The 23861-nt window shown below is 54.8% G+C and carries 27 protein-coding genes and 1 other annotated feature; of the genes, 10 read left to right on the top strand and 17 right to left on the bottom strand.

The window, feature by feature from the left end; translation table 11 throughout:
• The first annotated feature begins 1 nt into the window (after window position 1).
• On the top strand, window positions 2-772 hold the full coding sequence (locus ABR39_RS22780) for a 3-hydroxybutyrate dehydrogenase (RefSeq protein ID WP_047348859.1): 771 nt from the start codon (window positions 2-4) through the stop codon (window positions 770-772).
• 42 nt (window positions 773-814) lie between these two features.
• On the opposite strand, the gene selO is transcribed toward ABR39_RS22780, so the two are convergent.
• From selO to thrS, 14 genes are all read right to left on the bottom strand, one after another.
• The gene (gene selO / locus ABR39_RS22785) at window positions 815-2257 is read right to left on the bottom strand and encodes a protein adenylyltransferase SelO (RefSeq protein ID WP_047348860.1); all 1443 of its coding nucleotides are present in this window, start codon (window positions 2255-2257) and stop codon (window positions 815-817) included.
• Window positions 2258-2318: 61 nt separating this feature from the next.
• Window positions 2319-3035 (bottom strand): EAL domain-containing protein, encoded by a 717-nt coding sequence (locus ABR39_RS22790; protein ID WP_047348861.1) that lies wholly within the window; start codon window positions 3033-3035, stop codon window positions 2319-2321.
• Between the two features lie 293 nt (window positions 3036-3328).
• The gene (locus tag ABR39_RS22795; RefSeq protein WP_008500650.1) at window positions 3329-3793 is read right to left on the bottom strand and encodes an NlpC/P60 family protein; all 465 of its coding nucleotides are present in this window, start codon (window positions 3791-3793) and stop codon (window positions 3329-3331) included.
• A 73-nt stretch (window positions 3794-3866) separates the two neighbouring features.
• Window positions 3867-4622, bottom strand: a complete 756-nt coding sequence (gene btuD, locus ABR39_RS22800; RefSeq protein ID WP_047348862.1) for a vitamin B12 ABC transporter ATP-binding protein BtuD — start codon at window positions 4620-4622, stop codon at window positions 3867-3869.
• A complete protein-coding gene (locus tag ABR39_RS22805) occupies window positions 4622-5173 on the bottom strand; it encodes a glutathione peroxidase (RefSeq protein ID WP_047348863.1) in 552 nt (183 codons plus the stop codon). Before ABR39_RS22805 ends, btuD begins: the two co-directional genes overlap by 1 nt.
• Window positions 5174-5195: 22 nt before the next feature.
• A complete protein-coding gene (gene btuC / locus ABR39_RS22810) occupies window positions 5196-6176 on the bottom strand; it encodes a vitamin B12 ABC transporter permease BtuC (RefSeq protein ID WP_047348864.1) in 981 nt (326 codons plus the stop codon).
• A 104-nt stretch (window positions 6177-6280) separates the two neighbouring features.
• Window positions 6281-6580, bottom strand: a complete 300-nt coding sequence (gene ihfA / locus ABR39_RS22815; RefSeq protein ID WP_003857805.1) for an integration host factor subunit alpha — start codon at window positions 6578-6580, stop codon at window positions 6281-6283.
• 4 nt (window positions 6581-6584) lie between these two features.
• On the bottom strand, window positions 6585-8972 hold the full coding sequence (pheT, locus tag ABR39_RS22820; protein WP_047348865.1) for a phenylalanine--tRNA ligase subunit beta: 2388 nt from the start codon (window positions 8970-8972) through the stop codon (window positions 6585-6587).
• Between the two features lie 15 nt (window positions 8973-8987).
• The gene (gene pheS, locus ABR39_RS22825; protein ID WP_010426091.1) at window positions 8988-9971 is read right to left on the bottom strand and encodes a phenylalanine--tRNA ligase subunit alpha; all 984 of its coding nucleotides are present in this window, start codon (window positions 9969-9971) and stop codon (window positions 8988-8990) included.
• Between the two features lie 62 nt (window positions 9972-10033).
• Window positions 10034-10158 (bottom strand) — a sequence feature (Phe leader region).
• Window positions 10109-10153 (bottom strand): pheST operon leader peptide PheM, encoded by a 45-nt coding sequence (gene pheM, locus ABR39_RS26035; RefSeq protein WP_001386830.1) that lies wholly within the window; start codon window positions 10151-10153, stop codon window positions 10109-10111. Its footprint overlaps the feature before it by 45 nt.
• Window positions 10159-10275: 117 nt before the next feature.
• Window positions 10276-10632, bottom strand: coding sequence for a 50S ribosomal protein L20 (gene rplT / locus ABR39_RS22830; RefSeq protein WP_000124850.1), 357 nt, complete (start codon window positions 10630-10632; stop codon window positions 10276-10278).
• 51 nt (window positions 10633-10683) lie between these two features.
• Window positions 10684-10881, bottom strand: a complete 198-nt coding sequence (gene rpmI / locus ABR39_RS22835) for a 50S ribosomal protein L35 (protein WP_003030583.1) — start codon at window positions 10879-10881, stop codon at window positions 10684-10686.
• Window positions 10882-10978: 97 nt separating this feature from the next.
• Complete coding sequence (gene infC, locus ABR39_RS22840) at window positions 10979-11521, bottom strand: translation initiation factor IF-3 (RefSeq protein WP_014069901.1); 543 nt, start codon at window positions 11519-11521, stop codon at window positions 10979-10981.
• A 3-nt stretch (window positions 11522-11524) separates the two neighbouring features.
• Window positions 11525-13453: a threonine--tRNA ligase gene (gene thrS / locus ABR39_RS22845; RefSeq protein ID WP_047348866.1), complete on the bottom strand. Its 1929-nt coding sequence runs from the start codon at window positions 13451-13453 to the stop codon at window positions 11525-11527.
• A gap of 322 nt (window positions 13454-13775) precedes the next feature.
• Here thrS and yncL point away from each other — a divergent pair, with 322 nt between their 5' ends.
• Both yncL and yniD read left to right on the top strand, forming a co-directional pair.
• On the top strand, window positions 13776-13868 hold the full coding sequence (gene yncL / locus ABR39_RS25780; RefSeq protein ID WP_021241082.1) for a stress response membrane protein YncL: 93 nt from the start codon (window positions 13776-13778) through the stop codon (window positions 13866-13868).
• Between the two features lie 98 nt (window positions 13869-13966).
• Complete coding sequence (gene yniD, locus ABR39_RS25785) at window positions 13967-14074, top strand: small membrane protein YniD (RefSeq protein WP_008500658.1); 108 nt, start codon at window positions 13967-13969, stop codon at window positions 14072-14074.
• 76 nt (window positions 14075-14150) lie between these two features.
• On the opposite strand, the gene ABR39_RS22855 is transcribed toward yniD, so the two are convergent.
• Window positions 14151-14909 (bottom strand): DUF481 domain-containing protein, encoded by a 759-nt coding sequence (locus tag ABR39_RS22855; RefSeq protein ID WP_047348868.1) that lies wholly within the window; start codon window positions 14907-14909, stop codon window positions 14151-14153.
• Window positions 14910-15204: 295 nt separating this feature from the next.
• Here ABR39_RS22855 and pfkB point away from each other — a divergent pair, with 295 nt between their 5' ends.
• The 3 genes from pfkB to ABR39_RS22870 all read left to right on the top strand — a co-directional run bounded on the left by pfkB (window position 15205) and on the right by ABR39_RS22870 (window position 17500).
• A complete protein-coding gene (pfkB, locus tag ABR39_RS22860) occupies window positions 15205-16137 on the top strand; it encodes a 6-phosphofructokinase II (RefSeq protein ID WP_047348869.1) in 933 nt (310 codons plus the stop codon).
• Window positions 16138-16243: 106 nt separating this feature from the next.
• The gene (ghoS, locus tag ABR39_RS22865) at window positions 16244-16534 is read left to right on the top strand and encodes a type V toxin-antitoxin system endoribonuclease antitoxin GhoS (RefSeq protein ID WP_047348870.1); all 291 of its coding nucleotides are present in this window, start codon (window positions 16244-16246) and stop codon (window positions 16532-16534) included.
• 105 nt (window positions 16535-16639) lie between these two features.
• Window positions 16640-17500 (top strand): fructosamine kinase family protein, encoded by an 861-nt coding sequence (locus tag ABR39_RS22870; protein ID WP_008500662.1) that lies wholly within the window; start codon window positions 16640-16642, stop codon window positions 17498-17500.
• Between the two features lie 36 nt (window positions 17501-17536).
• Here the strand turns inward: ABR39_RS22870 and ABR39_RS22875 are convergent, their stop codons facing one another.
• Complete coding sequence (locus ABR39_RS22875; protein WP_047348871.1) at window positions 17537-18073, bottom strand: YniB family protein; 537 nt, start codon at window positions 18071-18073, stop codon at window positions 17537-17539.
• A 148-nt stretch (window positions 18074-18221) separates the two neighbouring features.
• On the opposite strand from ABR39_RS22875, the gene hxpB reads away from it, so the two are divergent.
• The 3 genes from hxpB to ABR39_RS22890 all read left to right on the top strand — a co-directional run bounded on the left by hxpB (window position 18222) and on the right by ABR39_RS22890 (window position 21104).
• On the top strand, window positions 18222-18893 hold the full coding sequence (gene hxpB, locus ABR39_RS22880) for a hexitol phosphatase HxpB (RefSeq protein ID WP_047348872.1): 672 nt from the start codon (window positions 18222-18224) through the stop codon (window positions 18891-18893).
• A gap of 101 nt (window positions 18894-18994) precedes the next feature.
• Entirely contained in the window at window positions 18995-19585 is a 591-nt protein-coding gene (locus ABR39_RS22885) for a metal-dependent hydrolase (protein ID WP_023335366.1), read from the top strand.
• 127 nt (window positions 19586-19712) lie between these two features.
• Entirely contained in the window at window positions 19713-21104 is a 1392-nt protein-coding gene (locus ABR39_RS22890) for an L-cystine transporter (RefSeq protein WP_047348873.1), read from the top strand.
• A gap of 48 nt (window positions 21105-21152) precedes the next feature.
• Here the strand turns inward: ABR39_RS22890 and cedA are convergent, their stop codons facing one another.
• Window positions 21153-21428 carry a cell division activator CedA gene (cedA, locus tag ABR39_RS22895; protein WP_279657047.1) on the bottom strand — a complete coding sequence of 92 codons (276 nt, stop codon included), beginning with the start codon at window positions 21426-21428 and terminating at the stop codon, window positions 21153-21155.
• Between the two features lie 167 nt (window positions 21429-21595).
• Here cedA and katE point away from each other — a divergent pair, with 167 nt between their 5' ends.
• Window positions 21596-23845: a catalase HPII gene (gene katE / locus ABR39_RS22900; RefSeq protein WP_047348875.1), complete on the top strand. Its 2250-nt coding sequence runs from the start codon at window positions 21596-21598 to the stop codon at window positions 23843-23845.
• The last annotated feature ends 16 nt before the right edge of the window (window positions 23846-23861 follow it).

Genomic DNA, 23861 nt, shown 5'->3' on the forward strand with positions numbered 1-23861 from the left:
AATGAATCTGAACGGTAAAACCGCACTGGTGACCGGCTCAACGAGCGGTATTGGCCTGGGGATCGCCCGCGTGCTGGCGAAAGCCGGGGCACAGGTGATCCTTAACGGTTTCGGCGACAGCGAATCGGCGCGCGCTGAGATTGCGCAACTGGGCAACAAACCGGGCTATCACGATGCGGATCTGCGCGATGTCCTGCAGATTGAAGCCCTGTTGCGCTACGCCGATACGCAGTTCGGCGGCGTGGACATCCTGGTCAACAACGCGGGCATACAGCACGTGGCCCCGGTTGATGCATTTCCGGTAGAGAAGTGGAACGACATTATCGCCATTAACCTTTCAGCGGTATTTCACACCAGCCGGCTGGCGCTGCCTGCCATGCGGGAGAAAAACTGGGGGCGAATCATCAATATCGCCTCGGTTCACGGGCTGGTGGCCTCAAAAGAGAAGTCAGCCTACGTGGCCGCCAAGCATGGCGTGGTGGGCTTTACCAAGTCGCTGGCGTTGGAAACCGCCCGCACCGGTATTACCGCAAATGCGCTCTGCCCCGGCTGGGTACTGACGCCGCTGGTGCAACAGCAAATCGACAAACGCATTGCGGATGGCGCCGCGCCGGATCTGGCGCGCGACCAGCTTCTGGGGGAGAAACAGCCTTCCGGGGAATTTGTCACCCCGGAACAGCTGGGCGAACTGACGCTGTTTTTGTGCAGCGACAGCGCCGTGAACGTACGCGGCGCCGCGTGGAATATGGACGGCGGCTGGGTTGCGCAGTGATTTGTCGGCCGGGTAAGCGAAGCCGCTACCCGGCAAACAGGGTTAGCTCGAGCAGCTGACCTCCAGCCGCTTGCCCCAGTCGGGCGGGCGGCTGACGTAGTCATCATCCCGGTCGGCAAACGGCGTGCGTAACGCCACGTGCAGGCGGTGCAATTCGTCGTATTCGCCCTGCTCTGCCTGCTCAATCGCCCGCTGCGCCAGCCAGTTGCGCAATACCATCGCCGGGTTAGTGGCGTTCATCTGCGTCTGGCGGGTAGCGTCATCCACCTGCTCCTGCTGCAGCCGCGCGCGGTACTGAGCAAACCAGTCGTCAAACGCCTGCCTGTCAATAAACTCGTCGCGCAGCGGCGAGGCCGCGCTGTGCTGCTCCGTCTGGCCCAGCATTCGGAAGGTTCGGGTGTAATCGCTGCCCTCACGCGCCATCAGAGCAAACAGGCCGTTGAGAATATCGTTATCGCCCCTCTCCTGCGTCACCAGCCCGAGCTTGTTGCGCATCAGCGTGCCATATTCCCTCAGCAAAATGTCCTGATAGCTGTCGAGGGCATCGTTCAGGGCATCCACGTCGATAAACGGCGACAGGGTTTGCGCAAGTCGCTGCAGGTTCCACAGGCCGACCGCCGGCTGGTTGTCAAAGCTGTAACGCCCCTGGTAGTCGGAGTGGTTGCAGATGTACCCAGGCTGATAATCATCGAGGAAACCAAACGGACCGTAGTCAAAGGTCAGCCCGAGGATCGACATATTGTCCGTATTCATGACGCCATGGGCGAAGCCTACCGTTTGCCAGCGGGCAATCAGGGTGGCGGTACGGGCCACCACATCCCTGAACCAGAGAACGTATTTATCCGCCTCGTCCTGCAAATGTGCCCAGTGGTGACGAATGGCAAAGTCCGCAAGCTGGCGAACCTTGTCCGGCTCGCGGCGATAGTAAAAGTGCTCGAAATGACCGAAGCGCAAATGGCTTTGCGCAATGCGCATCAGCATTGCCCCTTTTTCCATCGTTTCGCGCGCAACCGGCGTATCGCTGGTAACAATCGACAGCGCGCGGGTGGTGGGGATACCCAGCGCATGCATCGCTTCAGATCCCAGACATTCGCGAATCGTTGAACGCAGCACCGCGCGCCCATCGCCCATTCGCGAATAGGGGGTCAGTCCGGCGCCTTTCAGGTGCCAGTCAACCGTTTCCCCGTTGGAAAGCTGCTGTTCGCCGAGCAGGATCCCCCTGCCGTCGCCCAGTTGCCCCGCCCAGACGCCAAACTGATGTCCGCTATAGACCTGCGCCAGAGGTTGCATACCGGCGAGCAGCGTTTCGCCTCCCCAGACGCCAGCGCCCGCTGAAGGCTGAAACAGCTCAGGCGGAATAGCCAGCTCAACTGCCAGCCGGTCGTTATGCCAGATAAGGCGTGAATTTTGTAACGGTGTTGGTTTGAGTGCGGTGTAAAAGCCAGGCAACTCGTCATGCCAGTGAGCAGTAAAAGACAGGGTCATAAGTCCTCCTGCTTTTAGTGTAGAGGGTTTACCCGGACTTAAACACGGGCGAAAGCAAGGGTTATCGCTGCTGAACCAGCGTAGTGACGTGTTCGGCCGAGACGGCAGGCCAGAGCGCCCCCTGCATTGCGCCAAAATTGAAGGACAGAACGCGCTGCAACAGGCCGTGATCGTCAATGCCGGAGACGATCACCGACTGGCAGTGCGGCGTGATTTGCCAGAGGATGGCGCGCATAAATGGCTCAAAAGAGAGCTCCGGGGCACGCTGCTGAATGAAACCTTTATCGAGAATGACCCGTTTAAATAATCCGTCATAGACCGCTTTGAGCGATGCAGCGCCTGCGCCAAAGTTTGCCAGAACCAACGGGAAATGGATCGCCATTCTCGCTAGCTGCAGATCGTCCTTTCCGTTATTTAAACCTGGATAGTTCTCATTAACAGTAAACTCAAGAAACGGATAACGCTCAAGGATTGAAACAGCGTTCCCATTACTTAATAAAAACTCAACAATTACGGGTGTAATATTGATCCATGCAATTAACTGATGCTGAATAAAAAACAGTTTGCAGGTATCAAGCAATTGCAGTTTTTCGTTAAACAGTTCTAACTCTTCGGCTGCTGAAAGCCTTGGGATAACGAGCTCAGTGGGGATCCTCACATCGCTGCCGACGCCAGTAAAGTTAACCAGAATTTCTAAACCTTTAAGCTCACCTGCACTATTACGGGCAGGCAGAAGCAGCAGTTCAGACTGGTAAGCATTATCTAGCGTAATAATCATTGCACTCGCCCCGCATTAAAGATGAGAGAGGACATCCTGGAGCAATTGCCGACACAATTCCACTGTCTTGATTTTAATAAGATTAATTTCATTAGTTCCGTATTAATTTTCAGATTTATCCCTGAATCTAAAATAGATCTTATCCTGGTTACAGAATAATAGCCAGTTTTAGATAAAACAGTCACATGCGGACTTCGCTAATTTAGGCAAATTTAACTTTAATCATCTTATTTGAGAAAAACGGCATGATTTATTAGTTACCATGCCGTCATAAGAGATGTGTCCGGCGCAGACTATATACGTCGTGCCTGCCAGAAATTTTTACGCCAGTAAACATTATCAAGAGAAGAGCGCATCACGCCGCGGCTGGTTGAGGCATGAATAAACTGATTATCTGTATCATATATCCCCACATGAAGACCGCTTTCACCCGATCCGGTTTTAAAGAAAACCAGGTCCCCTGGCAGAAGATCGTCTTTATCAATTTCAGTGCCGATTTCAGCCTGCTTGCGCGTTTCGCGCGGAAGCTGTAAATCAAACTTGTCGCGAAACGTCATCAGAACAAAGCCGGAGCAATCCACACCACCCCGGCTCATGCCGCCGTAGCGATAGGGCGTACCGCGCCAGTTGCTCAGCTGATCGTTCAGGCTGGCGATGACGGTGATCGAATCTGAAAGCCGTGGGTTAGGCGGCGGGGCACGATGGCTGCTGCATCCCGCAAGAAAGAGTGCTGCCATCAGGAGAAACCAGAATCGCATTTCAGACGAATCCTCTGCTTTTTTTGTTCTTTTCGTAATTTAGCGTGCAATCGCGCTCACAGGCAAGAAACGGTTACTCTTGGCCGGTAGAAATCAGCATCTTATGTCCCTCTATATCCAGCCTGCGGAACGACATATTGTACGCGCGGGCAAGATTGGGCGGTGTAAGAACCTGATCCCGCGTGCCGCTGGCGATCATCTTTCCACGCGAAAGCAGCCACACCCGGTGAGCATGACGCAAGGTATGGTTGAGGTCATGACTGCTCATCACCACCGCAATGCCTTTTCGGCTCAGGCCGCTTAACAGCGTATCCAGCGCCGCCTGCTGCGCCACGTCCAGACCGCTCATGGGTTCATCGAGAAGCAGCAGCCGCCCGTGAGGGTTACCGGCCGGGTGGATCTGAACGATGACTGCCGCCAGACGCACCCGCTGCCACTCTCCCCCGGAAAGCTGGCTGGCATGCCGGGACAGTTTATCTTCCAGCCCCAGGGCCGCAGCCACGTCCGCCAACAGTGCCGTATGTTGTTTGTCGTGCAAATGCAGCATCAGATAGTGCCAGACAGGCATCGCAAAGGGAGGCACCTGCTGCTGCACGAGGTAACTGCGCCGGTGCGCCAGCGAGACCGGCGACCAGTCAGCAAGCGTATGCTCCAGCAACGTTATCTGCCCTGCTCCGCCGGTCAGGCCTGCCATCCGCGCCAGCAGCGTGCTTTTCCCTGCGCCGTTCGGCCCGACAAGATGCAGGATTTCTCCCGCATTGAGGGTACCGGTTATCGGCTCCAGACGTCCCTTCTCGGCAACGTCCGTGAGCTGCATCAGCAACGACATTATTTCGCCAGCGCCAGCTTGATTGATTCCATGACAATCGGATCTTCAGGCGTCATATCCGGTGAAAAACGCTGAACGACCTGGCCATCACGGCCAATCAGGAATTTTTCGAAGTTCCACAGAATGTCGTCCGGATAGAGCGGCGCGCGGCCTTTGCTTGCCATGCGTTCATAAAAACCGCTTCCTTCCGGCGCAACGGCTTTCGGTGCGGCAGCGATGAGCTTCGCATACAGCGGATGGCGATCGTCACCGTTGACGTCAATTTTGCTGAACAGCGGGAACGTGACGCCGTAGGTGGTGCTACAGAACGTTTTGATCTCCTCTTCGCTGCCCGGCTCCTGGCCCAGGAACTGGTTGCACGGGAACCCCAGCACGGTGAAACCGTCTTTCTCCCAGGCTTTCTGAATGTTTTCCAGCTGCTCGTACTGCGGCGTCAGGCCACATTTGGATGCCACGTTGACGATGAGCAGCACGTTGCCTTTGTAGCCTTCAAGCGTGGTGTTATCGCCATCAATGGTGGTCACTTTCGTATTCAGGATATCTGACTGCATAATATTTCCTCAGATTGTCGATTTAACGTCCAGCTTTTAATAGTAGCCAGATAAAGACCGGCGCGCCCAGCGTGGCGGTCACTACGCCAATGGGCAGCTCGGCGGCTGTCAGGGCAAGCCGGGCGATGATATCGGCCACCAGCAGCGTGACGGCACCGGCAACAGCCGAGGCCGGAAGTAAGGTTCGATGGTCCGTGAGGCCACACAGACGCAGCATGTGCGGAATAACCAGCCCGATAAAGCCAATCGCCCCCGCCAGAGCGACGCTGACGCCGACCAGCCAGCCAATGGCGATGACCAGCACATTACGCCAGAACCCTATCGGCATGCCGAGCTGGCGGGCTGAGGTTTCACCCAGCGCGAGCATATTCAGCGGCTGCGCCTGCAGGGTAGCCCACGCGATAACGGGCACCAGCAGCGTCATTAGCCAGCCCTGGTGCCAGTCAACGCCGCCAAAGCCGCCCATCATCCAGTACATGAGCTGGCGCAAGTCAAAGGAGGTCGAGAAGTAGACCGCCCAGGTCATCAGCGCGCTGCAGATAATCCCCAGCGCCACGCCGGCAAGCAGCAGACGGCTGGTGGATAAGTGCCGTCTGGCGAAGCGAAGAAGGATCGCGGTTATCAGCAATGCGCCGAGAATTGCGCTCAGGCTAATTCCCCATCCGGAAAGTTCTCCCCCGCCCAGCATGACCGCCGCAATCAGCCCCACGCCTGCGCCATTCGACACGCCGAGCAGCCCGGGCTCCGCCAGCGGGTTATCAAACAACGCCTGCATAATGGTGCCGCACAGCGCCAGCGCGGCGCCCACCAGAATCACCGCGACGGTGCGCGGAAGACGAATTTGCCAGACGAAGAGTTGCCCGTCAGGCCCCCACCAGCTTTCGGGCCCTATCCATCGGTCGCCGGCGCAGAGGCTCACGCCCGCGGCGACAATGAGCAACAGCACCAGCAAAAGCAGGCGACGTCGATCGGAACGGTGCTGGCGATGGGCATAATCAAGCATGTGTATGGTTATTAGTAGCGTGAGATGTAATTGATTTTACGGCGGGTTTGCCAGAGAGCGCAAAGAAAAAAGGCCGCGTGGGCGGCCTTTTTGGTTAGTTCATATTACTCTGCTTTGGGCGTTGCGTTTTCGACACGGCTTTTTAACTTCTGGCCGGGTCTGAAGGTCACCACGCGGCGGGCTGTAATGGGAATATCTTCCCCCGTCTTCGGGTTACGGCCCGGACGTTGGTTTTTGTCTCGCAAATCAAAATTACCAAAACCGGAGAGTTTTACCTGCTCACCATTTTCCAGAGCACGACGGATCTCTTCGAAAAACAGCTCTACCAGCTCTTTGGCATCCCGTTTGCTAAGCCCAAGCTTATCAAACAGATATTCTGACATTTCAGCTTTTGTAAGCGCCATAGGTTCAATCCCTCAATGATGCCTGGAATCGCTCTTTTAATGCCTCTACACATTTGGCGACGGTAGCGGCAATCTCCTCTTCTTCGAGTGTACGGCTGGTATCCTGAAGGATAAGGCTAATAGCGAGGCTCTTGAAACCTTCTGCTACGCCCTTGCCGCGGTACACGTCAAATAAGTTTACGCCAACTACCTGATTTACGCCAACTTTCTTACATTCGGCCAAAATATCTGCTGCGGGCACATTTTCCGCGACCACAACTGCGATATCACGGCGGTTTGCCGGGAAGCGGGAGACGTCCTGAGCCTGAGGAATCACGCGGTCTGCCACCAGGTTCCATTCCAGCTCGAACACGATGGTACGGCCGTTCAGGTCCAGTTTACGCTCCAGCTCAGGGTGAACAACCCCAATGAAACCAACGCGTTTGCCGTCTAAATAGATGGCCGCGCTCTGGCCCGGATGCAGAGCCGGGATGGCTTCCGCGCGGAATTCAATTTCAGATAATTTACCGGTCAGATCCAGAATCGCTTCCAGATCGCCCTTCATATCGTAGAAATCAACCGTGCCTTTTGCCAGGTCCCAGTGCTCTTCGTAGCGGTTACCGCTGATGGCGCCAGCCAGCATGAGATCCTGACGGATGCCTAAATTTGCCTGATTATCCGGCACAAAGCGCAAACCGCTTTCGAAAATTCGCACGCGGTTTTGCTGGCGATTCTGGTTATAAACGATAGTGCCCAGCAGGCCAGTCCACAGGGACAGACGCATTGCAGACATTTCGCTGGAGATTGGGCTTGGCAGGATCAGCGCTTCCTCGCCCGGGTGGATCAGCTGCTGCAGTTTTGGATCAACAAAACTGTAGGTGATCACTTCCTGGTAGCCTTTGTCGTTCAGCATGGTTTTCACACGCTTCAGGGACAGGTCGGCTTCACGGTGGGAACCCATCACCAGACCGGCCTGGACAGGCTCGTCAGGGATGTTGTTGTAGCCGTATACGCGGGCCACTTCTTCCACCAGATCTTCTTCGATTTCCATGTCGAAACGCCAGGATGGCGCAACGGCTTTCCACTCGTCCTGGCCTTCAGTCACGTCGCAGCCCAGACGCTTCAGGATATCGGTCACCTGCGCATCGGCAACGTGGTGGCCAATCAGACGATCCAGCTTGCTGCGACGCAGGGTGATGGTCGCGCGCTTCGGCAGAGTCTCTTCACTGGTGACGTCAATAACCGGGCCAGCTTCACCGCCGCAGATGTCGATCAGCAGACGGGTGGCACGCTCCATCGCTTTATACTGCAGAGCCGGGTCAACGCCGCGCTCGTAGCGGTGTGAGGCATCGGTGTGCAGGCCGTGACGACGTGCGCGACCGGTGATGGAAAGCGGGCTGAAGAACGCACATTCCAGCAGCACGTTTTGCGTCTCATCGTTCACGCCTGAGTGTTCGCCGCCGAAGATACCGCCCATTGCCAGCGCTTTGCTGTGGTCGGCAATAACCAGCGTGTCAGCGTTCAGTTTCGCTTCGCTGCCGTCCAGCAGAACCAGGGTTTCGCCCTCTTTCGCCATACGCACCACAATACCGCCTTCGATACGATCTTTATCGAACGCGTGCATTGGCTGGCCCAGCTCCAGCAGGACGTAGTTAGTCACGTCAACTACCGCATCGATAGAACGGATACCGCAGCGACGCAGCTTCTCTTTCATCCACAGCGGGGTTGGTGCTTTAACGTTAATGCCTTTCACCACGCGACCAAGGTAGCGAGGGCATGCATCCGCAGCGTCAACCTGAATAGGCAGCACGTCGCTGATGGTCGCTTCAACCGGCGCGATCTCCGGCGCGTTCAGCTCGGTCTGGTTCAGCACGGCAACGTCGCGCGCCACGCCGATAATACCTAAGCAGTCAGCGCGGTTTGGCGTGACGCTGATTTCGATGGTGTTGTCATCAAGCTTCAGATATTCGCGGATATCGGTACCGATTGGCGCATCCAGCGGCAGCTCAATGATACCGTTGTGATCGTCGGAAATACCCAGCTCGGAGAACGAGCACAGCATGCCTTCAGACGGCTCGCCGCGAAGCTTGGCGGCTTTAATCTTGAAATCGCCCGGCAGCACCGCTCCCACGGTTGCCACGGCCACTTTCAGGCCCTGGCGGCAGTTTGGCGCACCGCAGACGATATCCAGCAGACGGTCACCGCCTACGTTCACTTTTGTCACGCGCAGTTTGTCAGCGTTAGGGTGCTGGCCGCACTCTACCACTTCGCCGACGACCACGCCGTTGAAGGCACCGGAAACCGGCTCAACGCCGTCCACTTCCAGACCCGCCATGGTGATCTGGTTAGAAAGCGCGTCGCTGTCCAGCGTGGTGTTCACCCATTCGCGTAACCACAGTTCACTGAATTTCATTGTTCTGTCCTGCCCTTATTTAAACTGTTTGAGGAAACGCAGATCGTTTTCGAAGAATGCACGTAAGTCGGTCACGCCGTAGCGCAGCATGGTCAGACGTTCCATGCCCATACCGAACGCAAAGCCGGAGTACACTTCCGGATCGATACCCACGTTGCGCAGCACGTTTGGATGCACCATCCCGCAACCCAGCACTTCCAGCCATTTGCCGTTTTTACCCATCACGTCAACTTCTGCAGACGGTTCAGTGAACGGGAAGTAGGATGGACGGAAACGGACCTGCAGATCTTCCTCAAAGAAGTTGTTCAGGAAATCATGCAGCGTGCCCTTCAGGTTGGTGAAGCTGATGTTTTTATCAACGATCAGACCTTCCATCTGGTGGAACATTGGGGTGTGGGTCTGATCGTAGTCGTTACGATAGACGCGGCCCGGTGCGATAATGCGGATTGGCGGTTCCTGATCCTTCATGGTGCGGATCTGAACGCCTGAGGTCTGGGTACGCAGCAGACGCGTAGCGTCGAACCAGAAAGTGTCGTGGTCAGCACGTGCCGGATGATGGCCAGGAATGTTCAGGGCATCGAAGTTGTGGTAATCATCTTCGATTTCCGGGCCAGTCGCCACGGTAAAGCCGAGCTCACCGAAGAAACTTTCAATGCGGTCAATCGTACGGGTGACCGGATGCAGACCACCGTTTTCAATACGGCGGCCGGGCAGAGAAACGTCAATCGTCTCAGCGGCCAGACGCGCATTCAGCACCGCGCTTTCCAGCTCGGCTTTACGCGCGTTCAGCGCCTGCTGAACCTGTTCTTTGGCCTCGTTTATCACCGCACCCGCTGCCGGGCGTTCTTCTGGCGGCAGTTCACGCAGGGTTGTCATTTGAAGGGTCAAATGCCCTTTTTTACCAAGATATTCGACGCGGACATTGTCTAACGCGGCAACATCTGAGGCCTGATTAATGGCGGCTGTTGCACTGGCAACCAGCTCTGCGAGATGTGACATGATTTTCCTCATTATGTCGGTGCAGACACCGATTTGGTGGAGTTATTCTCTCAAATTCAGGCACAAAAAAAGCCTCCATCGGGAGGCTTATCTGGCGCTGTTTTTCGTTTCATCTTTCACGCGCTAGCCTCCTGAATTCAGGTGCTAAAGTAAAAGAAGAAGCGGAAAATAGCAGCATTCATGCTTGCGTTACCTTGTAGGGTAAAAACCGTTAAGACCTTATTGAAAAGCCTGGACGGGTAAAAGTCAATGTTCTGATGAAGTTAAAACAAAAGAGGGAGCAAAGCTCCCTCTCTCAACTGGCTTATGCCAGTGCTGCTTTCGCTTTTTCGACCAGAGCGGTGAACGCTACTTTGTCGAATACTGCGATGTCAGCCAGGATCTTACGGTCGATTTCAACAGAGGCTTTTTTCAGGCCGTTGATGAATTTGCTGTAAGAAATACCGTTCTGACGTGCTGCTGCGTTGATACGCGCAATCCACAGTTGACGGAACTGACGCTTACGCTGACGACGGTCACGGTAAGCGTACTGACCTGCTTTGATAACAGCCTGGAAGGCAACGCGGTATACGCGTGAACGCGCACCGTAGTAGCCTTTAGCTTGTTTCAAAATTTTCTTGTGACGTGCACGTGCAATTACACCACGTTTTACGCGAGCCATATGTGCTCTCCTGTATCTATATTCTTAGTAAAAAAATTAAACGTTAACGGCTTATGCGTACGGCAGGCACGCGATAACCAGACCCAGATCGCCTTTAGAAACAAGGCCTTTTGGACGCAGGTGACGTTTACGCTTAGTAGATTTTTTGGTCAGAATATGACGCAGGTTTGCGTGCTTACGCTTAAATCCACCACCACCGGTTTTTTTGAAGCGCTTAGCAGCACCGCGTACGGTCTTAATTTTTGGCATCTTAATAACTTCCACTTCGCATTGTTAAATAAACGAAACATAGGCGAACAAAACCTATGAAACCCGAAGGCTCCACAGATTTTGCTGCTTGAAGGCCTTACTGTTTCTTCTTAGGAGCGAGCACCATGATCATCTGGCGGCCTTCGATCTTCGTAGGGAAGGATTCGACTACTGCCAGTTCACTCAGATCGTCACGGACGCGGTTAAGCACTTCCATACCAATCTGTTGGTGGGCCATCTCACGACCGCGGAAACGCAGTGTGATCTTGGCCTTATCGCCATCTTCCAGAAAGCGAATCAGGCTGCGGAGTTTTACCTGATAATCGCCATCGTCGGTACCAGGACGGAATTTAATTTCCTTAACCTGGATAACTTTTTGCTTCTTCTTCTGTTCCTTAGAAGACTTACTCTTTTCATAAAGGAACTTGCCGTAGTCCATGATACGACAAACTGGCGGTTCGGCGTTAGGGCTGATTTCAACTAAATCTACTCCAGCTTCTTCAGCTTTTTCGATCGCTTCTCTCAGACTCACAATCCCCAGTGGTTCACCTTCAAGATCTGTTAAGCGAACTTCCTGGGCGCGAATCTCGCCATTGATACGATTCGGACGTGCCGTTTGAACTCGTTTTCCGCCTTTAATACCTTATTCCTCCAGTTGTTGAAGACTGCGGCTGCGAATCTCTTGTTGCAGCTTCTCAATCACTTCACTTACGTCCAGGCTGCCCAGGTCTTTACCACGGCGGGTGCGAACGGCAACTTTGCCTGCTTCCACCTCTTTATCACCACAGACCAACATATACGGGACACGACGTAAAGTGTGCTCGCGGATTTTAAAGCCAATCTTCTCATTTCTCAAGTCTGCTTTTACGCGAATGCCCGCATTTTGAAGTTTCTGCGTCAATTCTTTAACGTAATCCGCCTGAGAATCGGTAATATTCATCACTACCACCTGCACTGGCGCAAGCCAGGTTGGGAAGAAGCCTGCAAACTCTTCGGTCAGGATGCCGATGAAGCGCTCCAGAGAACCGAGAATTGCACGGTGAATCATTACCGGCACCTGACGCTCGTTGTCTTCGCCAACATAAGAGGCGCTAAGACGCTGAGGCAGGGAGAAGTCCAGCTGTACAGTACCGCACTGCCATGCGCGATCGAGGCAGTCATACAGGGTAAATTCAATTTTCGGACCGTAGAATGCGCCCTCACCCAGCTGGTATTCGAACGGAATACCGTTCTCTTCCAGCGCGACGGCGAGATCCGCTTCTGCACGATCCCAGGTCTCATCGCTACCGATACGTTTTTCCGGACGCGTTGAGAGTTTGACCACGATCTTCTCGAAGCCAAAGGTGCTGTACATATCGTAGACCATACGAATACAGGCGTTAACTTCATCACGTACCTGATCTTCCGTGCAGAAGATATGCGCATCATCCTGAGTAAAGCCACGAACGCGCATCAGACCGTGTAAGGCACCTGATGGTTCGTTACGGTGGCAGCTACCGAACTCCGCCATACGCAGCGGCAGGTCGCGGTAGGATTTCAGACCCTGATTGAAGATCTGAACGTGACCCGGGCAGTTCATTGGCTTAATGCAGTATTCACGGTTCTCAGAGGAGGTGGTGAACATCGCATCTTTGTAGTTGTCCCAGTGGCCGGTTTTTTCCCACAGCACACGGTCCATCATGAACGGACCTTTCACTTCCTGATACTGGTACTCTTTCAGCTTGGAGCGTACGAAGGTTTCCAGTTCACGGAAGATGGTCCAGCCATCGTTATGCCAGAACACCATACCCGGCGCTTCTTCCTGCATGTGGTACAGGTCAAGCTGCTTACCGATTTTACGGTGGTCACGCTTCGCGGCCTCTTCCAGGCGCAGCAGGTACGCGTTCAGGGCTTTTTTATCGGCCCACGCGGTACCATAAATACGCTGCAACATCTTGTTGTTGCTGTCGCCGCGCCAGTAGGCGCCCGCGATCTTCATCAGTTTAAAGTGATGACAGAAGCGCATGTTCGGCACGTGCGGTCCACGGCACATGTCGACGTATTCTTCGTGATGGTACAAGCCAGGCTTGTCATCATGGGAAATATTTTCGTCAAGAATAGAGACCTTGTAGCTCTCGCCGCGCTTCACGAAGGTTTCACGCGCTTCGTGCCAGCTGACTTTCTTCTTGATGACGTCGTAGTTCGTTTCGGCGAGCTCGTGCATACGTTTTTCGAGCGCGTCGATATCTTCCTGAGTCAGGGTGTGGTCAAGGTCAACGTCGTAGTAGAAACCGTTGTCGATAACCGGACCGATCGCCATTTTGGTGTATGGCCACAGCTGTTTGATGGCATGGCCTAGCAGGTGCGCGCAGGAGTGACGAATGATCTCCAGACCTTCTTCGTCTTTTGCGGTGATGATTGCAAGCGTCGCATCGTTTTCGATCAGATCGGAAGCATCTACCAGCTCACCGTTAACACGGCCAGCGATAGTCGCCTTCGCGAGACCAGGACCGATGTCCAGGGCAACATCCATTGGGCTAACAGCGTGGTCGAAATGGCGTTGGCTGCCATCAGGAAGAGTAATTACAGGCATTTTATATCCTTATTTGCAGTGATGCCCCACACATAAGAGCATATACAAAGAAAATAATCGTGATTTGACAATAGATTACGACACCATCTGACCAACAATCGTCAAATTGGTTCGTCATCATTCACCTGCTGAAATCAGACAACGTCGGATTTACAGTAAGCCCTGCAATGTTAACACTAACAAAAGGGAGATTGCACCCTCTGCCGGCAGATTGATGCGCTGGCACTTTCGCATGAATTTGCAGGTTGCGTATTCCCGGTGCTCGCATTCCAGAAATGCTGGGCTACTCTTGAACAGGTCTTTAAACCCAAAGGTGCATACCATGAACGTATCAAGTAGAACGGTTGTGATATTGAACATCCTTTCAGCCACAGGTTTATTGTTGATTCTCGCCGAACGATTCCACTGGTTCTGAGCCTGACCCTACGCTGGCATAACCCAATCGAACCTGAGAGGGGGCATATTTCGTCCCTGTTTGGTAGACTGTGGATATCAACGAACAAGGATTAGGTTATGCCAACAAAACGATTTGCCGTAAAACACTGGAAAATGGTGCTGGTGCTGATTGCCATCTGCGGCGCAATGCTGCTACTTCGTTGGGCGGCAATGATTTGGGGCTAGAAGTGAATAACGGTAATCAGATGGGACGTCAAAAGGTCAGGAGAAACGGGCCGACATCATCATCGGCCCGCCATCATTACATTTTATAACCCAGTGAAATCGTGGTTCTGCGATCGGTATGATCCGGCGCAGTTTCTGGTGGTGAAGAGTTCCAGGTCACGTTGTAGGCTACTTTCAGACCAAAGTGTTCGTTGATGGCCACGTTCAGCGCCGTCTCAGAGTTCAGCGTCGTATCGTCGGCACCAAATACAGAAACACCCTGGGTGAATTTGGTGTTGTCAGTCATCTGCCAGGCATAGGTACCGGAAGCGTAACCGAGCGGTTGGGTTTTGGTATCGCCATCTGTGTACTCGTCATAGCGCACACCCGGACCGAATTCAAAGCGGAAGCTGTGTACCGGACCGTTCAGGAACTGGCGACCATAACCGGCGGTAAACACATCGCGCTGACGATAACCGTTGTAACGGTCGGTTAACCAGCTTGCCTGACCAAACAGGTAGTCATAGTCGGTCATGTTGTAACGGCTACGTCCGCCTACCGCATATTTCTCGGAAGAGCGTTCGTCATTAGCGGACGTGTTGCTGGCATTACCCCACAGAGACCAGGCGGTGGTGTTACCGTACCAGGTGAGCGTACTGTCCGCCGTCAGAGAGGAGCTTTTCGTGTTACCGGATTGTGCCAGATACCCTGCGTTCAGGTTACCTTCAAAAGGTTTTTTCGCGGTGGTGGGATCGTCCATGACAGTAAAAACGGTATCATCGGCGGCTGCGTTCATAGCTGCAAACACGCCACCCGCCAGCATCAGTGCAGCGGGAACTGTCTTTAAAAGCTTCATTTTATTAAGGAGTCCGTACAACAAAAAAAGAGACCACACGGTCCCGGAATCTTTCTTGAGGATCAATGACAAGGCGTCCAGAGAAAGGTAACAAATTATAAAAAGCCGCAAATAACATAGCAATGATTTCTTATTTCATTTTTTGAATAAGAACGATCCCAAAAAGCGTTTTATTTTATATAAGCCGCACCGCATTTTTCGTCATTATTCATATTTAAAATCATACTGTTATTTACATTGCCTTCCTGCTAAATGGTGCCAGGCTAATAAGAACCCATGCTAAAAGGAGGTAATGATGGTTTCTATCTACACCCTGACGCTCTCCCCTTCCCTGGATTCCGCAACCCTGACGCCGCAGATTTACCCGGAAGGTAAATTGCGCTGTAGCGCCCCGGTCTTTGAGCCCGGCGGCGGCGGTATCAACGTGGCGCGCGCCATTACACATCTCGGCGGCAAAGCGACGGCAATCTTCCCCGTCGGCGGTGCGACCGGCGAACACCTGGTCTCTCTGCTGGCAGATGAACAGGTGGCCGCAGAGACCGTCGAGGCCAAAGACTGGACGCGGCAGAACCTGCATGTACACGTGGAATCAAGCGGCGAGCAGTACCGTTTTGTCATGCCCGGCGCGAAACTCAGTGATGATGAGTTTCGCAAGCTTGAAGAGAAAGTGCTGACGATAGAAAGCGGCGCGCTGCTGGTCGTAAGCGGCAGCCTGCCGCCCGGCGTCAGCACGGAAAAATTAACCGCGCTTATTCAGGCCGCGCAGCAGCGCGGGATCCGCTGCATTGTCGACAGCAGCGGCGAGGCCCTGCAGGCGGCCCTGGTGCCGGGCAATCTGGAGCTGGTCAAACCCAACCAGAAAGAGCTAAGCGCACTGGTCAACCGCGAGCTGACGCAGCCTGATGATGTTCGCACCGCCGCGCAGGAGCTGGTACGCAGCGGCAAAGCTCGACGCGTCGTGGTTTCCCTTGGCCCTCAGGGGGCGCTGGCCGTCGATGAAACGTCGTCCGTTCAGGTTGTCCCGCCGCCGATGAAAAGTCAAAGCACGGTAGGCGCTGGGGATAGCATGGTGGGCGCCATGACGCTGAAACTGGCGCAGGGCGCGTCGCTGCTGGAAATGACGCGTTACGGCGTGGCAGCAGGTAGCGCCGCAACCATCAACAAAGGCACGCGTCTTTGTTCGCTGTCCGATACGCAAAAAATTGTCGATTACCTGTCCCAAAATTAACGCCTGTTCCCCTTCATCGTTATGGAGGGGAATGCTATCTCTCAGTCGCCAAACGCAAACTATCGGCTATGCTAAGAAAAATTCCATGATAACAATGAGGTGAATTATGAGCAGTGGTGACATCACCCGCTACGTCGTGACCATCAACATTCATGCAGCATCGCTGACCGAGCTGAATGAGCTCAACAATGCCTTTACCCGGGCTAATTTTCTCCTCACGCTCACGGATGACGAGGGCAATGTCCATGATTTAGGTACCCTGACATTCGGCCTGATCAGCCCCCTGAGACAGGAAGAGGTTCAAGCGCTGAGCGCCAGCCTGGTGGAAAGCGTGACCGACAAGCCAGCCGAAATTGACGTGGAAACCTGGGAAAGCTGGCATAAAAAAGAACAATAAGTGCCCTGCATGAATTTAAACCGCTCAGGTGTGCGTTAGTTCGTATTTTTTTACCGCAATTATGCGCTAACTTTATGATCTGGCAGACAACATGGGAGAGACAACATGTGGCAGGCTATCAGTCATCTTTTAAGTGAGCAACTGGGTGAAGGTGAAATCGAACTGCGTAACGAACTGCCAGGCGGAGAGATCCACGCCGCGTGGCATTTACGCTACGCAGGACGCGATCTTTTCGTTAAATGCGACGAGCGAGAGCTGCTCCCGATATTTACCGCCGAAGCCGATCAGCTGGAGCTGCTGTCGCGCAGTAAAACGGTGACCGTCCCGCAGGTCCTGGCCGTGGGTAGCGACCGCGACTACAGTTTCCTGGTCATGGAATATCTCCCTGCCCGTCCGCTTGATGCCCACAATGCTTTCATTCTTGGTCAACAGCTCGCGCGCCTGCATCAATGGAGCGACCAGCCGCAGTTTGGTCTCGATTTTGACAACGACCTCTCCACCACGCCACAGCCCAACGCCTGGCAGCGCCGCTGGTCGACGTTTTTTGCCGAGCAGCGCATTGGCTGGCAGCTCGAGCTGGCCGCTGAGAAAGGGCTGGAATTTGGCAACATTGATGCCATCGTTGAGCACGTTCAACAGCGTCTGGCATCCCACCAGCCTCAGGCGTCTCTGCTTCACGGGGATTTGTGGTCCGATAACTGCGCGCTGGGTCCCAACGGCCCCTACATCTTCGACCCGGCCTGCTACTGGGGTGACAGAGAGTGCGATCTTGCCATGCTGCCGCTGCACCCTGAACAGCCGCCGCAAATCTACGACGGGTACCAGTCTGTTTCCCCTCTGCCGCCCGGTTTCCTCGATCGTCAGCCGGTGTATCAGCTCTATACGCTGATGAACCGTGCCATTCTTTTTGGCGGTGAACACCTCGTCAACGCGCAGCGGGCGCTCGAACGCATGCTTGCCGCCTGAGAAGAGAAAGGGTGGCCTTACCGCCACCCTTATCGGTTACAGAAAGCCGAGCAGTGAGAAGAAGAAATACCCCGCCACAATGATGAGCACGGGAAGGATATAGAGCGGGAAAATCTGCAGGAAAATGGTATGACGCGGAACAACAATGCGGGATTCAATCTGCTCCCGACTCATTCCTTCCGGGCCTTTGGCCTGCTCCAGAATAAGCTGGTCCTCAACGCCTTCGCGTAAAAAGCGCGTCTGGCGGCTCATTCGCGCGCCAGAGGCCTGCAGGGCCAGGGCGACAAAGATCAGGGCGTAGATTATCCAGAAGCCGATATTCAGCTGGTGCTGAAAGTCCGGAGTGGGCGAGTTGAACCAGAAGACATTCAAAAATGGCGTATTAAAACGCATCATCTCAATCATGACATGAGCGAAATCAAGCATTACCGCATTGATACCCGGCTGTTTTTCGCTGTGATCGTACATAAATTTGAGCACAGAGATCAGCGTAGAAATGACGGCGGGAATAAAACTCACCCAACCCGCAATACGTTTTAAGACCGCGATGCGTCCAGCTTGTTGATACGTCATCAGTTCCTCTTCATAAAGACGCGTTATTTGTGCCTAAGTCTACCTGCTGGTCATCAATTTCGCCCGCTCTTTAAAAGCAATATGCTAAATTGCAGAGTGTGCTTAGCACTTATCGTCTGTCGAACACCCTGGATAAGGAGACGTTGTGATGTCGACACCGCGCCAAATACTTGCCGCAATTTTTGACATGGATGGATTACTGATCGATTCCGAACCGTTGTGGGATCGCGCCGAGCTGGACGTCATGGCCAGCCTTGGCGTTGATATCAATCGCCGTAATGAACTCCCTGATACGCTGGGGCTGCGCATCGATATGGTGGTTGATCTGTGGTTTGCCCAACAGCCGTGGGTTGGACCCGATCGCGAAGAAGTGACCGCACGCATAATCAGCCGCGCCATTTCGCTGGTCGAAGAGAACAGGCCGCTGCTGCCCGGCGTGCGTGACGCCATTGCGCTGTGTAAAGCTCAGGGGCTGAAGGTCGGTCTGGCATCGGCTTCACCGCTGCATATGCTGGAAAAAGTGCTCACCATGTTTGAGCTGCGCGACAGCTTTGACGCCCTTGCGTCCGCTGAAAAGCTGCCGTACAGCAAGCCACACCCGCAGGTTTATCTGGATTGTGCCGCTAAGCTGGGTCTTGATCCCCTCAACTGCGTTGCGCTGGAAGATTCCGTTAACGGTATGGTGGCGTCGAAGGCCGCGCGGATGCGCTCCATTGTGGTGCCCGCTGAAGAGGGCCGCCACGACCCCCGGTTTGCCCTGGCCGATGTGAAGCTCACCTCACTGACAGAGCTCACCGCACGGCACCTGCAGGGCGGTTAACGCTTCCCGCCGGTTTGTGACAAACAGTTACACCGTCACCTCTTCCGCCTACTGTATAAAAACCCTATACTGTATGAATTGACAGTTTCGTGGGTTTTATCATGACGGCGGAAGGCCACCTGCTTTTTTCAATTGCGTGCGCAGTATTTGCCAAAAACGCTGAACTCACTCCCGTGCTGGCGCAGGGGGACTGGTGGCATATTGTCCCTTCCGCCGTACTAACCTGTCTGCTGCCCGATATTGACCACCCGAAATCCTTCCTCGGACAGCGCCTGAAGTGGGTGTCGAAACCCATCGCCCGCGCGTTCGGCCACCGGGGGTTTACGCACAGCCTGCTGGCCGTGTTTGGCCTGCTGACGCTTTTCTATTTAAAAGTGCCCGAAAGCTGGATTGTCCCTGCCGACGCCATTCAGGGGATGGTGCTGGGTTATTTAAGCCATATTCTCGCCGACATGCTCACGCCTGCGGGCGTGCCGCTGCTGTGGCCCTGCCGCTGGCGTTTTCGTTTTCCCATCCTTGCCCCGCAGAAAGGTAACCAGCTAGAGCGCGCACTGTGCATGGCGCTGTTTGCTTACGCGGTCTGGATGCCGCAAACACTGCCCGAAAACAGTGCAGTCCGCTGGTCTTCCCAAATGATTAATTCGCTGCAATTTCAGTTTAATCGCTTTATTCATCACCAGATTGAACAGTAAACCAACAAAATCATCCCGTTTGTCATAAACCATTCCATTTGGATATAAGCGCTACATCACACTTCTGCTAACCTTCCGCCAACAGGATCGGTAAAAACCGACCCGATAATAAATCAGGAGAACGGGGATGAATTTTCCACTCATCGCGAACGTCGTTGTGTTCGTTGTATTGCTATTGCTTCTCGCGCAGGCGCGCCACAAACAGTGGAGTCTGGCGAAAAAGGTGCTGGTTGGTCTGGCCATGGGTGTCGTATTTGGTCTGGCACTACAGGCGATTTATGGCTCCGATAATCCAGTTCTGAAAGATTCTATTCAGTGGTTCAACATTGTCGGTAACGGCTATGTCCAGCTGCTGCAGATGATCGTTATGCCGCTGGTATTCGCCTCTATTCTGAGCGCCGTTGCGCGCCTGCATAACGCAACCCAGCTGGGCAAAATCAGCTTCCTGACCATTGGTACGCTGCTGTTTACCACGCTGATTGCCGCGCTGGTGGGTGTGCTGGTGACCAACCTGTTTGGCCTGACCGCCGAAGGTCTGGTTCAGGGTAGCGCTGAAACGGCGCGTCTGACCGCGATTCAAACCAACTACGTGGGTAAAGTGGCTGACCTGACGGTACCGCAGATGGTGCTCTCCTTCATTCCGAAGAACCCGTTTGCTGACCTGACCGGCGCGAGCCCAACCTCCATCATCAGCGTGGTCATTTTCGCCGCCTTCCTCGGCGTGGCGGCGCTGAAGCTGCTGAAAGACGACGCGCCAAAAGGCGAGCGCGTGCTGGTTGCTATTGATACCCTGCAAAGCTGGGTGATGAAGCTGGTTCGTCTGGTGATGCAGTTAACCCCCTACGGCGTTCTGGCGCTGATGACCAAAGTGGTTGCCGGCTCTAACCTGCAGGACATCATTAAGCTGGGTAGCTTCGTCATCGCCTCTTATCTGGGTCTGGGCATTATGTTCGTGGTGCACGGTATCCTGCTGGGCGTGAACGGCGTCAGCCCGCTGAAGTACTTCCGTAAAGTCTGGCCGGTGCTGACCTTTGCCTTCACCAGCCGCTCCAGCGCCGCATCTATTCCGCTGAACGTTGAAGCGCAAACCCGTCGTCTGGGCGTGCCTGAATCCATCGCCAGCTTCTCCGCCTCCTTCGGTGCGACCATTGGTCAGAACGGCTGTGCGGGTCTTTACCCGGCCATGCTGGCGGTGATGGTTGCCCCGACGGTGGGTATCAACCCGCTGGATCCGGTCTGGATCGCCACGCTGGTCGGGATTGTTACCGTGAGTTCCGCAGGCGTTGCGGGCGTTGGCGGCGGTGCAACCTTCGCCGCGCTGATTGTTCTGCCTGCGCTGGGCCTGCCGGTCACGCTGGTCGCCCTGCTGATCTCCGTTGAACCGCTGATCGACATGGGCCGTACCGCGCTGAACGTCAGCGGCTCCATGACCGCCGGTACGCTGACCAGCCAGTGGCTGAAGCAGACTGACAAAGCGATTCTGGAAAGGGAAGACGACGCCGAGCTGGCGCACCGTTAATCACTGTAGAAATAAAAAAACCGCCTGATGGCGGTTTTTTTATGGCTGTTATTCTTCAACCTCTTCATCCTGGCGGACCTGCATCGCCCACCGCTGCGCTGACTCCGGCACGGTAAACGTGGGAGAGCGACGAAAATGTTCGCCGATTAGCACAAAGGCCACGTATTTGCCCCGCAGTTGCCAGACATCGCGATACCCCTCCACTTTCAGGGCATGGTCAGGCGGCGCGGGCTCAACGCGGGGCACATAGCTAATAACCTGGCGGTTTTGTTGACGAAGAGGTTTCATAAGCGACGGGTTCACTAAAGCAAATTCTTGAAGCAGGAAAATTCTATGATAGCCGATTCTGCCACCTTCCGTCGCGCCCCGCGTGGGTGAGAAGGCTCCTTTCGTTAATGACGGCATGTGAAAACTCTTAGTTCGCGAGCCATTTCACGACATTGTTCTATCCTTAATAGGGTTTTTAGCAATGAATCAAGGAGAATCGTGCAATGTCGAACAAAGATAAAACACATCAGTCACCCATTCATGGCACTGAAGAATCTCAACCGGGCATGGACTCTCTCGCCCCTTCTGACGGCTCTCACCGCCCCTCCCCTGGCCCTTCCGCCCCAGGCGAACAGCCTACCGCACCGGGAAGCATGAAATCCCCGGACACCGGGAACGAGAAGCTGAAATCGCTTGAGCCACACCGAAAAGGCGGCGAAGGTTTTGCGCTGACAACCAATCAGGGCGTACGCATCTCCGATGACCAGAACTCCCTGCGGGCCGGGACGCGCGGGCCAACCCTGCTGGAAGACTTTATCCTGCGGGAAAAAATCACCCATTTTGACCACGAACGGATACCGGAACGCATCGTCCACGCGCGCGGTTCCGCTGCGCACGGCTACTTCCAGCCTTATAAGAGCCTGAAAGCGATCACCAAAGCGGATTTCCTCTCCGACCCGGATAAGATCACCCCGGTGTTCGTGCGTTTCTCCACCGTGCAGGGTGGCGCGGGGTCAGCCGACACGGTGCGCGATATCCGCGGCTTTGCCACCAAGTTTTATACCGAAGAGGGTATTTTCGACCTGGTCGGCAACAACACCCCGGTGTTTTTCATTCAGGATGCGCATAAATTCCCTGACTTTGTCCATGCGGTAAAACCGGAGCCCCACTGGGCCATACCGCAGGGCCAAAGCGCGCACGATACCTTCTGGGACTATGTCTCCCTGCAGCCTGAAACCTTGCACAACGTGATGTGGGCGATGTCAGACCGGGGGATTCCGCGCAGTTATCGTACGATGGAAGGGTTTGGTATTCATACCTTCCGTCTGATCAACGCCGAGGGAAAAGCGACGTTTGTCCGTTTCCACTGGAAGCCGGTTGCGGGTAAAGCCTCACTGGTGTGGGATGAGGCGCAGAAGCTGACCGGGCGCGATCCGGACTTCCACCGCCGCGAGCTGTGGGAATCCATTGAAGCGGGTGACTTCCCGGAATATGAACTGGGCCTGCAGCTCATTCCGGAGGAGGACGAATTTAAGTTCGATTTCGATCTCCTTGACCCGACCAAGCTGATCCCGGAAGAGCTGGTCCCGGTTCAGCTGGTGGGTAAAATGGTGCTCAACCGCAACCCGGATAACTTCTTTGCCGAAAACGAGCAGGTCGCGTTCCACCCGGGGCATATCGTGCCGGGGCTGGACTTCACCAACGATCCGCTGTTACAGGGACGCTTGTTCTCGTATACCGATACGCAGATCAGCCGCCTTGGCGGGCCGAACTTCCACGAAATTCCGATTAACCGGCCAACCTGCCCGTACCACAATTTCCAGCGCGACGGGATGCACCGTCAGGATATTGATACCAACCCGGCCAACTATGAGCCGAACTCCATCAACGATAACTGGCCGCGTGAAACACCTCCCGCGCCGAAACGCGGTGGATTCGAATCGTATCAGGAACGTGTCGACGGCAACAAAATTCGCGAGCGCAGCCCGTCGTTCGGCGAGTATTACGCCCACCCGCGCCTGTTCTGGAACAGCCAGACGCCGATTGAGCAGCAGCACATTATCGGCGGCTTCAGCTTTGAGCTCAGCAAAGTGGTGCGCACCTACATCCGCGAGCGCGTGGTCGATCAGCTAGCGCATATTGATATTCAGCTTGCCCAGAGCGTGGCGGATAACCTGGGCATCACGCTGACCGATGAGCAGCGCAACCTGGCGCCGCCAAAAGAGGTTAACGGCGTGAAGAAAGATCCGTCGCTGAGCCTGTATGCGGTGCCGGGCGGCTCGATTAAAGGCCGCGTGGTCGCCATTCTCCTGAACGACAAAACCCGCGCCAGCGACGTGCTGGGGATCATGCAGGCGCTGAAAACCCAGGGCGTGCACGCCAAACTGCTCTATTCCCGCATGGGTGAAGTGACCGCCGATGACGGCTCCGTGCTGCCGGTGGCGGCGACCTTTGCCGGTGCACCGTCGCTGACCGTCGATGCGGTGATTGTGCCGTGCGGGGATATTGCCAGCCTGCTGAACAACGGTGACGCCGTTTATTACCTGCTGGAAGCCTATAAGCACCTTAAACCGATCGCGCTGTCCGGCGATGCGCGACAGTTTAAAGCGCAGCTGAAGGTGGCCGAGCAAGGTGAAGACGGCATTGTCGAAGGCGATAACGTAGACGATGCGTTTATGACGAAGCTGTTTGATCTGCTTGCCGCGCACCGCGTGTGGTCGCGCAGCAGCAAGATTGACCAGATACCGGCGTAAAAAAAGCCGGGTGGCG

It is taken from the genome of Enterobacter genomosp. O, assembly GCF_001022965.1.
Taxonomy (GTDB): domain Bacteria; phylum Pseudomonadota; class Gammaproteobacteria; order Enterobacterales; family Enterobacteriaceae; genus Enterobacter; species Enterobacter cloacae_L.

Excerpts from the sequence above, each read along its gene's own strand:
- ABR39_RS22875 (WP_047348871.1), bottom strand. The coding sequence starts at position 18,073 with ATGACGTATCAACAAGCTGGACGCATCGCGGTCTTAAAACGTATTGCG.
- ABR39_RS22795 (WP_008500650.1), bottom strand. The coding sequence starts at position 3,793 with ATGCGATTCTGGTTTCTCCTGATGGCAGCACTCTTTCTTGCGGGATGC.
- ABR39_RS22885 (WP_023335366.1), top strand. The coding sequence starts at position 18,995 with ATGACGGCGGAAGGCCACCTGCTTTTTTCAATTGCGTGCGCAGTATTT.
- pheT (WP_047348865.1), bottom strand. The coding sequence starts at position 8,972 with ATGAAATTCAGTGAACTGTGGTTACGCGAATGGGTGAACACCACGCTG.
- ABR39_RS22805 (WP_047348863.1), bottom strand. The coding sequence starts at position 5,173 with ATGCAGTCAGATATCCTGAATACGAAAGTGACCACCATTGATGGCGAT.
- thrS (WP_047348866.1), bottom strand. The coding sequence starts at position 13,453 with ATGCCTGTAATTACTCTTCCTGATGGCAGCCAACGCCATTTCGACCAC.
- ABR39_RS22855 (WP_047348868.1), bottom strand. The coding sequence starts at position 14,909 with ATGAAGCTTTTAAAGACAGTTCCCGCTGCACTGATGCTGGCGGGTGGC.
- yncL (WP_021241082.1), top strand. The coding sequence starts at position 13,776 with ATGAACGTATCAAGTAGAACGGTTGTGATATTGAACATCCTTTCAGCC.
- ihfA (WP_003857805.1), bottom strand. The coding sequence starts at position 6,580 with ATGGCGCTTACAAAAGCTGAAATGTCAGAATATCTGTTTGATAAGCTT.
- rpmI (WP_003030583.1), bottom strand. The coding sequence starts at position 10,881 with ATGCCAAAAATTAAGACCGTACGCGGTGCTGCTAAGCGCTTCAAAAAA.
- selO (WP_047348860.1), bottom strand. The coding sequence starts at position 2,257 with ATGACCCTGTCTTTTACTGCTCACTGGCATGACGAGTTGCCTGGCTTT.
- ABR39_RS22870 (WP_008500662.1), top strand. The coding sequence starts at position 16,640 with ATGTGGCAGGCTATCAGTCATCTTTTAAGTGAGCAACTGGGTGAAGGT.
- btuC (WP_047348864.1), bottom strand. The coding sequence starts at position 6,176 with ATGCTTGATTATGCCCATCGCCAGCACCGTTCCGATCGACGTCGCCTG.
- ABR39_RS22890 (WP_047348873.1), top strand. The coding sequence starts at position 19,713 with ATGAATTTTCCACTCATCGCGAACGTCGTTGTGTTCGTTGTATTGCTA.
- pfkB (WP_047348869.1), top strand. The coding sequence starts at position 15,205 with ATGGTTTCTATCTACACCCTGACGCTCTCCCCTTCCCTGGATTCCGCA.
- hxpB (WP_047348872.1), top strand. The coding sequence starts at position 18,222 with ATGTCGACACCGCGCCAAATACTTGCCGCAATTTTTGACATGGATGGA.
- pheS (WP_010426091.1), bottom strand. The coding sequence starts at position 9,971 with ATGTCACATCTCGCAGAGCTGGTTGCCAGTGCAACAGCCGCCATTAAT.
- ABR39_RS22790 (WP_047348861.1), bottom strand. The coding sequence starts at position 3,035 with ATGATTATTACGCTAGATAATGCTTACCAGTCTGAACTGCTGCTTCTG.
- ghoS (WP_047348870.1), top strand. The coding sequence starts at position 16,244 with ATGAGCAGTGGTGACATCACCCGCTACGTCGTGACCATCAACATTCAT.
- katE (WP_047348875.1), top strand. The coding sequence starts at position 21,596 with ATGTCGAACAAAGATAAAACACATCAGTCACCCATTCATGGCACTGAA.
- btuD (WP_047348862.1), bottom strand. The coding sequence starts at position 4,622 with ATGTCGTTGCTGATGCAGCTCACGGACGTTGCCGAGAAGGGACGTCTG.
- ABR39_RS22780 (WP_047348859.1), top strand. The coding sequence starts at position 2 with ATGAATCTGAACGGTAAAACCGCACTGGTGACCGGCTCAACGAGCGGT.
- rplT (WP_000124850.1), bottom strand. The coding sequence starts at position 10,632 with ATGGCTCGCGTAAAACGTGGTGTAATTGCACGTGCACGTCACAAGAAA.
- yniD (WP_008500658.1), top strand. The coding sequence starts at position 13,967 with ATGCCAACAAAACGATTTGCCGTAAAACACTGGAAAATGGTGCTGGTG.